Source organism: Frankia gtarii (genome assembly GCF_025403375.1).
Classification (GTDB): domain Bacteria; phylum Actinomycetota; class Actinomycetes; order Frankiales; family Frankiaceae; genus Frankia; species Frankia gtarii.
Window position 1 is genome coordinate 1 of the sequence record NZ_JAMPTM010000194.1, and the last position, 12,788, is coordinate 12,788.

The 12,788-nt window shown below is 73.2% G+C and carries 9 protein-coding genes and 1 pseudogene; 5 read left to right on the plus strand and 5 right to left on the minus strand.

Going from position 1 to position 12,788, the window contains the following annotated elements:
- On the plus strand, nt 1–565 hold a 565-nt coding region (locus tag NBZ83_RS22985; protein WP_261575770.1), incomplete at its 5' end, for a transposase.
- 244 nt (nt 566–809) lie between these two features.
- On the opposite strand, the gene NBZ83_RS22990 is transcribed toward NBZ83_RS22985, so the two are convergent.
- The 5 genes from NBZ83_RS22990 to NBZ83_RS23010 all read right to left on the minus strand — a co-directional run bounded on the left by NBZ83_RS22990 (nt 810) and on the right by NBZ83_RS23010 (nt 9,589).
- Nucleotides 810–1,235: a GNAT family N-acetyltransferase gene (locus NBZ83_RS22990; RefSeq protein WP_261570510.1), complete on the minus strand. Its 426-nt coding sequence runs from the start codon at nt 1,233–1,235 to the stop codon at nt 810–812.
- A gap of 122 nt (nt 1,236–1,357) precedes the next feature.
- On the minus strand, nt 1,358–3,484 hold the full coding sequence (locus tag NBZ83_RS22995; RefSeq protein WP_261575772.1) for a S9 family peptidase: 2,127 nt from the start codon (nt 3,482–3,484) through the stop codon (nt 1,358–1,360).
- Between the two features lie 207 nt (nt 3,485–3,691).
- A complete protein-coding gene (locus tag NBZ83_RS23000) occupies nt 3,692–5,476 on the minus strand; it encodes an N-acetylglutaminylglutamine amidotransferase (RefSeq protein WP_261570509.1) in 1,785 nt (594 codons plus the stop codon).
- Between the two features lie 221 nt (nt 5,477–5,697).
- Nucleotides 5,698–8,277 (minus strand): carboxylate--amine ligase/circularly permuted type 2 ATP-grasp protein, encoded by a 2,580-nt coding sequence (locus NBZ83_RS23005; RefSeq protein WP_261570506.1) that lies wholly within the window; start codon nt 8,275–8,277, stop codon nt 5,698–5,700.
- Nucleotides 8,278–8,641: 364 nt separating this feature from the next.
- The gene (locus tag NBZ83_RS23010) at nt 8,642–9,589 is read right to left on the minus strand and encodes a LysR substrate-binding domain-containing protein (RefSeq protein WP_261570502.1); all 948 of its coding nucleotides are present in this window, start codon (nt 9,587–9,589) and stop codon (nt 8,642–8,644) included.
- Between the two features lie 105 nt (nt 9,590–9,694).
- Here NBZ83_RS23010 and NBZ83_RS23015 point away from each other — a divergent pair, with 105 nt between their 5' ends.
- The 4 genes and pseudogenes from NBZ83_RS23015 to NBZ83_RS23030 form a co-directional block, all read left to right on the plus strand.
- Entirely contained in the window at nt 9,695–10,258 is a 564-nt protein-coding gene (locus NBZ83_RS23015) for a peroxiredoxin (protein WP_261570500.1), read from the plus strand.
- Nucleotides 10,258–10,851 (plus strand): alkylhydroperoxidase, AhpD family, encoded by a 594-nt coding sequence (gene ahpD, locus NBZ83_RS23020; protein ID WP_261570498.1) that lies wholly within the window; start codon nt 10,258–10,260, stop codon nt 10,849–10,851. Before NBZ83_RS23015 ends, ahpD begins: the two co-directional genes overlap by 1 nt.
- A gap of 136 nt (nt 10,852–10,987) precedes the next feature.
- Nucleotides 10,988–12,181, plus strand: coding sequence for a hotdog fold thioesterase (locus tag NBZ83_RS33435; protein ID WP_261570497.1), 1,194 nt, complete (start codon nt 10,988–10,990; stop codon nt 12,179–12,181).
- Between the two features lie 324 nt (nt 12,182–12,505).
- Nucleotides 12,506–12,788: pseudogene (locus NBZ83_RS23030) on the plus strand (GntR family transcriptional regulator); the annotation flags it as partial.

Here is a 12,788-nt window from a genome sequence, read left to right on the forward strand (position 1 = left end):
GTCCCGACCCACCCGCTACCCTCCGCGATTCCGCGCCCACGCCGTCGCCTCCGTCGCCCTCGCGCGGCCGCGACACAGCTCGACCTGGGCCGCGATCAAGGCCGTCGCCGCGAGCCTCGCGATCAGCACCGAGACCCTGCGTACCTGGGTACGCCAGGCGGAGTCGTCCGGCGGCGCGACCGGCCCGGCGAACACCTGCGGGCACCAGACCGAGATCCGCCGCCTGAACCGGGAGAACGCCGACCTGCGGCAGGCCCTCGACCTGCTGCGGGCTACCGACGGCGCCGCCCCGTGGACCGCGTCCGTCACCATCACCCCGGCCGGAGCACCGACCGGGGGAGCGCCGCCGGAACAGCGGACGCCCCCCGATGGTCGGGAGGCGGTCCGTTCAGGACTCGTCGCGGTAGGTCACCGAGACGTCGCCGGAGGAGGTCGTGACGCGCAGGCGGCGCGACGCCGCCGGGCCCTTCTGGATGTTGACCGTGCGGTCGCCGGAGCCGGTCGTCGCCTCGGCGGCGTAACCCTCGCCGTCGACCGGCAGCAGTACCCGCACATCCCCGGATGAACTGTGAACGAGGAACCGCACCCAGCCTCCGAACCCCGACCCCGACCACCCGACGCGCTGAAGATCGGTACCAGCGTGCCAGCTGGACGAGTGAGTCCGAACCAGGACGGGTCCGGTTGCGGTGCGACCCGGTGCGACCGGTGAATCGTTCGCGGTCCGCGGTTCGACGGCGGCGTAGGTGCGACATCACGACCGTTGCCCACTATTGATCGTCTACGACACCGAGTAGATAGGACTTACCCGTTCAGACCCGGCGGGTGAGGTGGAACGCGGAGATCGAGTAGCCGGCGCGAAGGGCGAGGCGGTGCGCCTCGTGGCGGTGGGTGTCGGCATCAAGGTGGATGTGCTCGCAGCCGAGCCGGCGGGCCTCCCGATCGGCCCAGGCGAGCAGTCTGGTGGCGTGACCACGTCCCCGGGCGGCGAGCAGGGTGGTCAGGTCGTCGATGGCCAGGTGCCGCCCGGCGGCCAGCGACGTCACCTGGCGGAAGCCGAGCGCGGCGACGACCCGGCCGAACTCGCCGTCCCAGGACGCGACGAGCCGGTAGCCCTCGGGCCGCTGGATCTCGTTGACGAGCCGGACGAACCCAGTCGACGTCAGATGCGGACGTAGCTGACGCATGGGGTCGAATGCCAACCAGGTCCGCTCCGCCTCCAATTCCTCGATTTTCACGGGGCGTATTGTGTCAGTGTCATCAGGTGATGCGTGTGCCGAGGTCCGGTGTACGCCCGGTGGCCTCGGTCACCGCCGTCGGGACATCGGCCGCCGGGCGGGCCCGGCCCGCGGGCCACGGCCTATGGGAGCGGGCGGCGGGCGGCCTGACGGCCGAGGACGAGGTCGGCGAACTCGTCCTGCTCGAACGGACCGCCGGCACCGGCTGAGGGGCCGGCGTCGCCGGCGGGCGTCGGACGCGGCACCGCGACCAGCGGCGACGCCGTGCGCCGGGGCTGGGCCAGCCGCGGGCCGAGCAGGTGCGGGGCCAGCCAGTCCACCGTCGCCCGGACGAAGCGGACCCGGTTGCCCAGCTCGGCGACCTCGTGTCCCTCCCCGTCGAACAGCAGGTAGCGGCAGTCGACGCCGCGGGCGGTGGCCGCGGCCACGGTCTGCTCGGCCTCGATCACGGGGACGTTGGTGTCGTTGTCGCCGTGGACGACGAGTAGCGGCGCCGCCAGCGCGCTCATCCGGTGCAGCGGGGACAGGGCGCGCAGCAGCGCCGGCTGCGTCGCCGGATCGCCGTACTTGGTCACCGCCGAGGCCGCGATCCACGGCTCGGTGTGCTGGTAGAACGACTCCAGGTCGACCATGCCGCAGACGTCGACCCCGGCGCGGAACATCCGCGGGAAGTGGACGAGGGCGGCCAGCGTCAGGTATCCGCCGTAGGAGCGGCCGGCGATCCCGATCCGGTCCGCGTCGGCCAGGCCGGTGGCGACGAGGTCCCGTACGCAGCTCGCCACGTCCTCGATGCCGTCGAAGCGGTGGTGCAGGTGGTCGGCCTCCTCGAAGGTCCGGCCGAAACCGGTGGATCCGCGCACGTTCGGCGCGAAGACGGCGATGCCCCGGGCGAGCAGGGCGTGCAACAGCGGGTTGAACGCGGGACGTTCCTGGGCCTCCGGGCCGCCGTGCAGGTAGAGCAGCGTGGGCAGCGGACCCGGGGGGGCCGGCGGGCGGTACCACCAGCCGGACAGCTCCAGGCCGTCGTGCGCGACCAGCGTGTGCGGCACGGGCCGGACCAGCTCCGCCGGCCGCGCCGGGGCGTGCGAGACCAGACATCGGTAGCCGGCGGTCGGGGAGGCCAGGTCGCAGGCCCAGATCTCTCCCGGCGCCGTGGCACCGTCGAGCGCGAGGATCAGCTCCCGGCCACCGGGACGGACCAGCACGGCGGTGACGACGTCCCGCGGGGGTGCCGGCAGCGGCCGGCTCCGACCGCCCGACAGCTCGACGAGCGTGAGCTCGCTGCGACCGGCCACGTTCCAGACGACGACGACGACGGCCCGCCCGCCGGCGGGGTCGAGCAGGGCGAACCGCTCGACGTCGGCGTCGGGCCGCGCGGCGATCACCGCGGTGTCGCCCGGCGCGTCCACGGCGATGTCGAGCAGGGCGGCCCGCTCACGGCCGAGGTCACTGATCAGCAGTGCCCGACGTCCACCCGCGGTGAACCGGCCGGTCAGGACCGTCGCGGTGCCGCCGGGCAGCTCCCAGGACGCATGAGCCGCCCCGCCATCCGGCGGCGCGGTGAGCCGGACGTCGACGACGAGGGCACGGCGGACCCCACGCGGCCCCTCCCGCAGTAGCAGCCGGTAGGAGCCGGCCAGCGGATCACGGGCGGCGTCGGACTGGCGGTCGGCGTCGGACTGGCGGTCGCCGAGGTCGGCGATGTCGGCGATGTCGGCGATGTCGGCGATATCGGCGATGTCGGCGATGTCGGCGATGTCGCAGATCTGCAGGGCGATCCCCGCGGCGAGGGCGGCCCGCCGACCGTCGAGTGCGACCAGGACTGCGGCGGTGCTCCCGGCCGGGTCGGCGCGGTCGGACTCGGCCACGACGAGGGCCCGGCCGCCGGCGAGCCAGCGGCCCGGCCCGGCGGCGCGACCGGCCCCGCCGGCCAGCAGGCGCAGGCCGGCACCGTCGGGGGCGACGACACGCAGTTCGGTGAGTTCCCCGCCGCCGGGCGCCACCTGCACGGCGATCAGATCACCGGTGGGCGACCAGGACGCGGCGCGGACGTGGCCGGGACCGGTGTCCACCACCCGCCGTGTGCCGTCGGCGTCCCGGATCCACAGCGCGGGCCCGGCCGGTCCGTCGGCGACGTAGGCGAGCCGGCCGTCGGAGGCGAGCACGGGCGCCCACACCCGCTCGGCCGCCACCCACTCCACCGGCAGGTCGCCGGCCTGCTCCGGCTCCGGTCTGGGCAGCCGGGCCATGCCGGACTCGGCCGGCCCGGGAGCGGACGCATCCGTGGACGCGGGCCTAGCGGTGGGGATCGTCGCGGGGATGGGGTTCACCGGAGTCGCGTGGTCCGCCGGGATGGGGCCGTCCGCGCGGGTGGAGCCGAGGGTCACGTCACTCCCACGAGCCGGGTGACCCCGGGAGCCCAGCTGGGCCCCCGGGTGCCACTGCCTTCCCAGAGGTCAGGCGACGCCCTGGGTCTGGAGCCACATCTCGAGCAGCGCGGCCTGCCAGAGGGCGTTCGCGCCGAGGGTCGTGCGATTGTCGTTCGGGGCGGCCAGCATCGCCTGGATCCACGCCGGGCGGAACAGGCCGCGCGACTTCGCCGCCGGGTCGGTGAGCGCGTCGCGGACCCGGTCGAGGAACGGGCCGTCCAGGTGGCGGATCGCCGGCACCGGAAAGTACCCCTTGGGCCGGTCGATGACGTCGACGGGCATGAGCGGGCGGCCGATGTCCTTGAGCACGCCCTTGCCGCCGGAGGCGAGCTTGAACTCGGGCGGGCAGGCCGCGGCGAGCTCGACCAGTTCGTGGTCGAGGAAGGGGGTGCGGGCCTCCAAGCCGGCGGCCATCGTCATGTTGTCGACCCGCTTCACCGGGTCGTCGATGAGCATGACCGCCGAGTCGATGCGCAGCGCGGCGTCGACGGAGGTGTCGGCGCCCGGGCGGGCGAAGTGGGAGGCGACGAAGTGCCGGCTGGCGTCGCCCTCGATGAGGTGGTGCGGCTCGACCATCGCCGGCATGTCGCGGTGCGGCCGGTCGGCGAAGACTCGCAGGTAGGCGTCGACGGTCTGGTCACGCGGGACGCCGGCCAGCGGCGGGTACCAGGAGTAGCCGGCGAAGACCTCGTCGGCGCCCTGCCCGGACTGCACGACCTTGACGTGCCGGGAGACCTCCTGGGAGAGCAGGTAGAAGGCGACGCAGTCGTGGCTGACCATCGGTTCGCTCATCGCGGCGACGGCGGCGTCGACGGCGGGCAGCAGCCGGCTGCCGGGCACCCGGATCTGGTGGTGGTCGGTCTCGAAGTGCCTGGCGATGATGTCCGAGTAGGCGAACTCGTCGCCGGACTCGCCACCCGCGGCCTCGAAACCGACGCTGAACGTGGCCAGGCCGTGCTGGCCGGCCTCGGCGAGCAGCGCGACGATCAGGCTGGAGTCCAGCCCACCGGAGAGCAGCACCCCGACGGGCACGTCGGCGACCATCCGTCGGCGCACCGCCAGGCGCAGCTTCTCGGCGATCGCGTCCTGCCAGTCGCGGGCCGTCCAGTCGGCGCGGGCGGGGTCGCGGGTGAAGCTCGGGCTCCAGTACACCTCGTCGGTGAAGCGGCCGTCCGGTTCGACGACCCGCACGGTGGCGGCGGGCAGCTTGCGCACCCCGGCGAGAATGGTGTGCGGGGCCGGTACCACCGAGTGGAACGACAGGTAGTGGTGGAAGGCGACGAGGTCGATGTCCGAGGAGACCCCGCCCCCGGCGAGCAGCGCGGGCAGGGTGGAGGCGAAGCGCAGCCGCTCGCTGTCGGCGGCGAGGTAGAGCGGCTTGATCCCGAGCCGGTCGCGGGCGAGGACGAGGCGGCCGCTGTCGCGCTCGCTGACCGCGAAGGCGAACATCCCGGCGAAGTGGTCGACGCAGCGGGTGCCCCAGCGGTGGTACGCCTTGCCGATCACCTCGGTGTCCGAGGTGGAGAAGAAGCGGTAGCCGGCGGCGACCAGCTCGTCGCGCAGCTCCTGGTAGTTGTAGATGCACCCGTTGAACACGGTGGTCAGGCCCAGGTCGCTGTCGACCATGGGCTGGGCGCCACGCTCGGACAAATCGATGATCTTCAGGCGGCGGTGGCCGAACGCGACCGGTCCCGCCGACCAGACGCCGGCGCCGTCCGGGCCCCGCTGCACCATGGTGGCCGTCATCCGCACCACCGCATCGACGTCCGCTCCCCGGCCGTCGAACCTCAGCTCACCACTCAGCCCGCACATGTGCGCTCCTGTCGATCATCGATCCAGTCAGTTCAGGTGAGATCCATTCCCCGGACATTCCTGCCCGGCATGAGGGTGCACGATCGTCCTCCACCTTCGATGCCGGAGATTTCACCCCCGTGTCCGCCCGGTTGCGGTCAGGAACCGCTTCGCCCGCGGGAACGCCGCCGTCCTCCACCGAGGGGATCGGCGGGGGACGGCGGCGGTCGTCGCGGGTCCACTCAGCGGCGCGGGATCCAGGTGTCCTTGGAGCCGCCGCCCTGGGAGGAGTTGACGATGAGGCTGCCGGGCGGGGCGACCCGGGTGAGCGCGGCGGGCACGACGACCGGCTCCACCCCCGCGTAGACGAACACCCGCAGGTCCACCGCGCACGGTTCGAGATGGCTGTCGTGCCAGGTCGGGTGGGTGGACAGGGAGACCACCTCCTGACCGATCCAGCGCCGCGGGTCGGCCAGGATCCGCTCCCGGGCCGCGGTGAGCTGGTAGGGCTCGGCGTGCGGGCCGATCACGACACCGGAGCCGCCGAAGCCGTCGACCGGCTTGACGACGAGCTGGTCGAGGTTGGCCAGCACGTGCTCGCACTGCTCCGGATCGCCGCAGACGTAGGTCGGGACGTCGTCGAGGATCGGCTGTTCCCCCAGGTAGTAGGTGACCATCCGGGGCACGTAGGCGTAGACGACCTTGTCGTCGCCGATGCCGTTGCCCAGTGCGTTCGCGATGCTCACCCGCCCGGCGCGAACCGCCCCCAGCAGCGCCGGGCCGAGCGGGGCGCCGTCCGCACCCAGCGCGCTGAACAGCTCGTCCTCGTCGATGCGCCGGTAGAGGATGTCGACGCGGCGGCGGCGGCCGTCGTCGACCCGGTAGGTGACGTCCTCGTCGACGAGCAGCGCGCCGGGTTCGACGAGCGGCACGCCCATCTCCTCGGCGAGCATGACGTGCTCGAAGTAGGCGGAGTCGGCCGGGCCGCTGGTCAGGACGGCGAGTGCGGGCTCGTCGCCGACGAGTGCGGGCGGCGCCGCCGCGATGAGCGCGTCGTGCAGCAGCGCGGGCACGGTGCCCAGCCGCAGGATGCCGGGCGGCGGACCGAGCTCGGACAGCACCGATTCGGCGAGCCGGCGGCCCTCGACGGCGTAGGCGATCCCGGACGGCACCCGCAGGTTGTCCTCCAGCACCAGCCAGCCGCCGTCACCGCCGCGGACGAGGTCGATGCCGGCGGTGGTGATCCGGATCGCGTCGCGACAGGGCGCGCGCCCGCCGTGGCGCAGCCCGGGTGCGTCGTTGACCACCCAGGGCGGGACGATGCCGTCCGCGACGGCCGCCCGCTCCCCGTAGACGTCGTGCAGGAACGCCTCCAGCGCGCGGACCCGCTGCCCGAGGCCCTGGCCGAGCACCGCCCAGTCGTCGGCGGCGACGATGCGCGGCACGATGTCGAAGGGGAACGGCCGGCTCGCCGAGTCCCCGTTCACCCGGAACGTGATGCCCCGGTCGGTCTGCTCGGCCTCGCGGGCGCCGACGCGCTGGTCGAGGGTGTCCGGGCCGAGCCGTTCCAGGGTGCGCATCACCGCCCGGTACTGGGGGCGCACGGCGCCGTGCTCGTCGACGACCTCGTCGTAGCCGGTCGGCTGGTAGCGCTCCAGCAGGACCGGCGCGATCTGGTCGGGCGCGGACACCGCGGGCGCGGCGCCGAGCGACGCCCCGGCCGGCGGGACGTCGCGGGTCTCGGCGAGGATCAGGTCGGCGACGTCGGTGAGCAGGCCGCGGCGGGCGAACGCGCGCCGCTGGCGCAGCGCCGAGCTGCCCCGCCCGGCGGCCTGCTCGGCGAGGTTGTCGATGAGCTCCCAGTCGTCGTAGCGCTCGAGCTGGGGGCGCACCTCCTCCAGCAGCCGGCGCAGCATGGCCCGCGCGGGCACGGGGCCCGCGCCGAGGATGTCGACGAGGTCTCCTTCCAGCCCGGAACGGGCCGCCCGCCAGGTCGCCGCCCGCAGCAGCTCGGCGCGCGGCGGTGGCGCCTGGCCGCCGGCCTCGATCTCCTCGATCGCCCGGCACACCAGGGCCCGGAACAGCCCGGCGATGAGGATGACGTTGTCCACATCCGGGCAGGCGTCGCAGATGCGCAGCTCGACGGTGGGCAGGTGGGCCGACGGGCGGACGTCGAAGTAGACCATGCCCGGGTCGCTGATCACGCCGGACTTGATCAGGTCCGCGATGAGCTGGTCGTACTCGGCCGCGGTCTTGAACGACCCGGCGACGCCCGCGGTGGGCCAGCGCTGCCAGACCAGCGTGCGCATGCTCGCGTAGCCGCTGTCGGCGCCGAGCCAGTACGGCGAGCTGGCCGACAGCGCCAGCAGCATCGGCAGCCAGGGCGCGGTCCAGGCGACGACGGCCATGGCGAGGTCGCGGTCGGCGACGTCGACGTGCACCTGGGCGCCGCAGATGAGCTGCTCGCGCGCGACGATCTGGTAGTCCTCGGTCATCTGCTCGTAGCGGTCGTCGCGGGAGACGTCGAGCAGATCCATGTCGAGGATCGGCACGGTGCCCGACGCCGCCGGCCCGAGCCCCAGCTCGCCCGCCGCCTCGGCCAGCCGGCGGCGCAGATCCAGCAGGTTCGACCGCAGCGCCAGCAGATCCAACGTCGGCTGACTGTTGGTCTCGACGACGGATTTCAATAGTTCCGGAGAGAAGGAGTCCTTGTCCAGCTGCTGCAGGATTTCCTCGGCCCGGGGAACAAGTTGGCGGGTGGTGAGATCGAGGATGTGAAACTCCTCCTCGACGCCGACGGCCACGTTCCGTGCGTCGCTCATGGCGGCCTACGCTACGGCCGGCCGGTTACATATGCATGACACGGACGTATCTCGCATACCGGCAAGTCGATCAGATCTCGGCACGGACACGCGCACCACCTTTGTCGTGGCCGGCGTCCCGACCCCATCCAGCCGTGGCGCCGCGACCCACCTGTGCGGATCGCCTCGGTCCGACCCGTCGGTCGGACGCCGGCGGGCAGCCGGTCGCGGACGCTGTGTCCCTGTCCTCTCGGCCGACGATAAAACGTGACGAAGCCCGCAGCCTTTAGTCGCGAAGAAGTGGGGATGAACAAGTGCTCGAGCGCATCGCGAAAGCGCCGCGAGACGCCGCGTTGCGGACCAATCGGCGCTCACCCGAAGCGGGTTACCCAGGATTTCCCGCTGGGACCGGGCAGAGTTCCAGGTCCGTCCCGGGCAACGCGGCGCGGACCTCCTGCGCCAGCAGGTCCCAGTCGACGACACGCGCGGAGGTCGCCCGGTAGGCCAGGCCGATGCGCCGGTGCGGCACCGGGCGGCTGAATGTGGCGACCGCGAGGCCGCGCCCCTCCCCCACCTCGACGCCGACCGCGGCAGCGGGCAGCAGCGTCAGCCCCAGCCCACCGGCGACCATCTGGACGATCGTCGACAGGCTGGCCGCCCGCAGGGTGGCCCGTTCCCGCGCCCCGGCCTCCTGGCAGACGTCGAGCGCCTGCGCCCGGAAGCAGTGCCCGTCCTCCAACAGGAGCACGTCCTGCCCGGCGAGGGCGGCGACGGGCACGGCGCTGCCCCCGGCCAGCGGATGCTCGGCGGGGATCACCAGGACGAAGTCCTCGTCGTAGAGCGGGATCTCGGTGATGCCCGGCTCGTCGTTGGGCAGCGCGAGCAGCGCCAGGTCGAGGGCGCCGCCGCGCAGCTCCGCCAGCAGGGTGGCCGTCTGCGCCTCGCGCAGCCGCAGGCGGGCCTGGGGCCAGCGCCCGCGCAGTGTGGGCAGCAGCCGGGGCAGCAGGTAGGGCGCCACCGTGGGGATGACACCGAGCCGGATGTCGCCGGTCAGCGGGGCTCGGGCCCGCACCGCGACCTCGGCGATGTCGTCGACCGCGCCGAGCACGCCGCGGGCCCGCGCGACGATCTGCTCGCCCACCCCGGTGAGCAGCACGCTGCGGGTGGTGCGCTCGACGAGCTGGACGCCGAGGGTGCGCTCCAGCGCCGCGACCGCGCTGGACAGGGTCGGCTGACTCACGTGCAGCGCCGCCGCCGCCCGGCCGAAGTGCCGGTGATCGGCGACACCGACGAGAGCACGCAGCTGGGTGAACGTCGGCTGAGGCGTTGCCATAGATCGAGGCTATCAAACTTGCCGAATCTTTCGATTTCTCTTCTGAGTCGGTGACGGCGAGAGTTGGCCGTGCCCGATCCGGTTCCCTGAGAGGAGCACCTCGACGTGCTTACCGTCGGCGACGCCTTCCCCGCCTACGACCTGACCGGGGTCGTCTCCAACGACCCCGACACCGCCTTCGTCCGGGAGACCGCCACCAGCCGCCCCGGCACGTGGCGGGTCGTCTTCTTCTGGCCGAAGGACTTCACCTTCGTGTGTCCGACCGAGATCGCCGCGTTCGGCCGGATCAACGACGAGTTCGCCGACCGCGACGCCCAGGTCCTCGGCGTGTCCACGGACAGCGAGTACGTCCACCTGGCCTGGCGGCAGAACCACCCGGACCTGACCGACCTGCCTTTCCCGATGCTCGCCGACCTCCGCAAGGACCTGACCACCGCCGCCGGCGTGCTCGGCGACGACGGCGTGGCGCAGCGGGCGACCTTCATCGTCGACCCGGACAACGTCATCCAGTTCGTCATGGTCACCGCGGGCAGCGTCGGCCGGAACCCGGCGGAGGTCCTGCGGGTGCTCGACGCGCTGCAGACCGACGAGCTGTGCCCCTGCAACTGGCAGAAGGGCGAGGCGACGCTCGGCGCCGCGGCGCCCGCCCCGGTCGAGGTCGCGGCCTGATGACCGTCGCCCGCCTACGGGAGCTGCTTCCCGACTATGCCAGGGACCTGCGCCTCAACCTCGGCTCGGTGACCAGCCAGTCGAACCTGTCCTCCCAGCAGCTGTGGGGCACGGTGCTCGCCGCGGCCATCGCCAGCCGCGGGCGCACCGCGCTGGTCGAGCTGGAGCCCGAGGCACTCGACCACCTGAACGCCGAGTCGGCCGCCGCGGCACGCACCGCGGCGGCGGTCATGGCGATGAACAACATCTACTACCGCAGCCTGCACCTGCTGGAGGACGAGGAGTACTCCCGGCTGCGGGCCGGGCTGCGGATGAACGCCATCGCCAACCCCGGCGTCGACAAGGTCGACTTCGAGCTGTGGTCGCTGGCGGTCTCCGCGGTCAACGGCTGCGGCCGTTGCCTGACCGCCCACGAACACGAGCTGCGCGGCCGCGGTGTCACCCGGGAGGTCATCCAGGACGCGATCCGGGTCGCCTCGGTCGTGCACGCGGTCGCGGTGACCATCGAGGCGCTGGAGACCTCCGGCGGCATCGGCCAGACCGCCGCCGCAGGCCAGACCGCCGCCGCAGGCCAAATCACCGCCGCGCCCTGAGGCGGTGCCGGGAACAGCCGCGGGTCGGAAGCGTTCCGGACATGTTTCGGGCCCGTTCCGGGCGGGACCGGGTGACGGAAGTCACCAAGGGCAGGCGGCGCCGGGAAAATCCACGTGATCCTGCTAGACAGGACCAGTGCACGGGGAGATCACCGCATCCAGGCAGGAGCAGGCCGACCCGCAGGCCGTGGCGCCCTGCGCCCCCTTCCCGCGCCGGGCCGGGGTGGTGGCGCTCGAACCTGGCGGCGCGCCCGTCCCCCGTGCCGAGGAACCCGGTGTGGCCGGTGGCACCGACGGGTGCGTCCCACCCGACGGTGGGGTGCACTTTCGGATGGCCGTGCCCGCCTGGCTGCGGGGCGCGGGCGCGGGCCTGACCACCGGGGCGCTCGCCGTGCTCGCCGAGGCCACCCTCAGGTCGGCCGCCGCCCAGGGCGCGGATGGCGAGGTGCTCCCGGCGAGCCTGCGTCTGGAGACCCGCGGCGAGTGGCCGCACCTGCCGGTACCGATCCCGGTGGCCGACGTTGCGCTCGGCGGACCGGTCAGTCCGACCACCCCGCGCCGCCCGCCCGGCCGCGGGGCAGCCCCCCCGGCCGCGCCCCGGCCGCAAGCCGTCCAAAGCTCGGATGGCCTGGCGGCCGCCGGCTCGGCCGAGGGCGGTGACGGCCTCCTTCTCCATGCGCGGGCGTGGACGCCGATGGAGGGCAGCGCGGCCGCGGACGGACGGCAGAGGATCCCGCGGCCAGCGGTGCGCCGAGTGGCGGGCACGATCACCGCCGCCGACGGTCGGGTGCTGGCGGTGATGACGGCGGCGTGCTCGATCGTTGCGGTGACCACCGCGCCGGGCCGGAAGCCGACGGCCGGCACGGGGGCTGCGGCCGGCACGGGGGCTGCGGCCCCCGGGGAGCTGGCGACCGTGCCCCCGGCCCACCCGGCGGTGACGCAGTCCGGCGTGGCGGCCGATCATCCCCTGCTGGCCAGGCTCGCGGCCACGGTGCGAGTCGACGGCGACCGGGCCTGGGTGCGGTTCCACCCCGAGGCCTGGCTGGCGGATCTGGTCGGTGCGGTGCACGGCGGGGCCGGCTGCGCGGTCGCCGACGCGGCGGTGTCGGCGACGCTGGGCAGCGTGCTGCCCGCGGGCTCCGCCACCCAGGTGATGTCGATGGATGTGACGTTCGTCCGCTCCCTGTCGCTCGATCGTGAGGTCGAGACGGCGGTCGAGGTGCGCCACGTCGGCCGGCGACTGGCTGTAGTCGATGCCGAGATCGGGACCCTCGGGTCCCGGCCGAGCATCCTGGCGCGCTTCCTCGTCTCGCGAACCACGTTGCGCTGACAGTCGGGACGACAGCCCTGGTCAACGGCATCACAGCCGTCGTGCTCCGGGTTCCGCCGGCCTGACCCCGAGCCGAAATGATCAGCTCGGTACGCGGATGGCATGCCGACAGTCTTATGCACCCTGAGTAACAATCGTCAGATCACAGCGTGGTATTCAGCCATCCCCGAACAGCCCAGGTCCCAGCACGCTGCCACAATGCGACTTTGTAAGCACGGTTCGTAGTCAACTCATCGCAGTGACCACTATCCGTACATCAACAGTCGCAGCCCGAAAAGCGGGTTCACCCGGCCGGGCGACCACCACCAGGGGGAATACAAGATCATGTCGTTAACGCAGCCGACCGACGCCTCGACACCTCGCCTCGTGCCGCACCCGGTGCGCCTCGCCCGGACCGGCGGGTCGGACGGCGCGGCGGCCACGGCCGGGACGCCCGGGACGCCGACCCGCGCGCTGTCCGGCCCGCTGCTCGCGACAAACCGCGTCGGCCAGCACGTCCGCGTCCCGAAAACCGCCGAACTCGTCGCCGCCCACCTGCGCCGCCAGATCGTCCGCGGCGAACTCCACGAAGGCGACGCCCTCCCCCCCGAAGCCGTCCTCATGGAAC

What these genes read in the sequence shown, in the direction of transcription:
- NBZ83_RS22995 (WP_261575772.1), bottom strand. Translation starts at nt 3,484, where the DNA reads ATGGCCCGGCTGCCCAGACCGGAGCCGGAGCAGGCCGGCGACCTGCCG.
- NBZ83_RS23000 (WP_261570509.1), bottom strand. Translation starts at nt 5,476, where the DNA reads ATGTGCGGGCTGAGTGGTGAGCTGAGGTTCGACGGCCGGGGAGCGGAC.
- NBZ83_RS23005 (WP_261570506.1), bottom strand. Translation starts at nt 8,277, where the DNA reads ATGAGCGACGCACGGAACGTGGCCGTCGGCGTCGAGGAGGAGTTTCAC.
- NBZ83_RS23010 (WP_261570502.1), bottom strand. Translation starts at nt 9,589, where the DNA reads ATGGCAACGCCTCAGCCGACGTTCACCCAGCTGCGTGCTCTCGTCGGT.
- ahpD (WP_261570498.1), top strand. Translation starts at nt 10,258, where the DNA reads ATGACCGTCGCCCGCCTACGGGAGCTGCTTCCCGACTATGCCAGGGAC.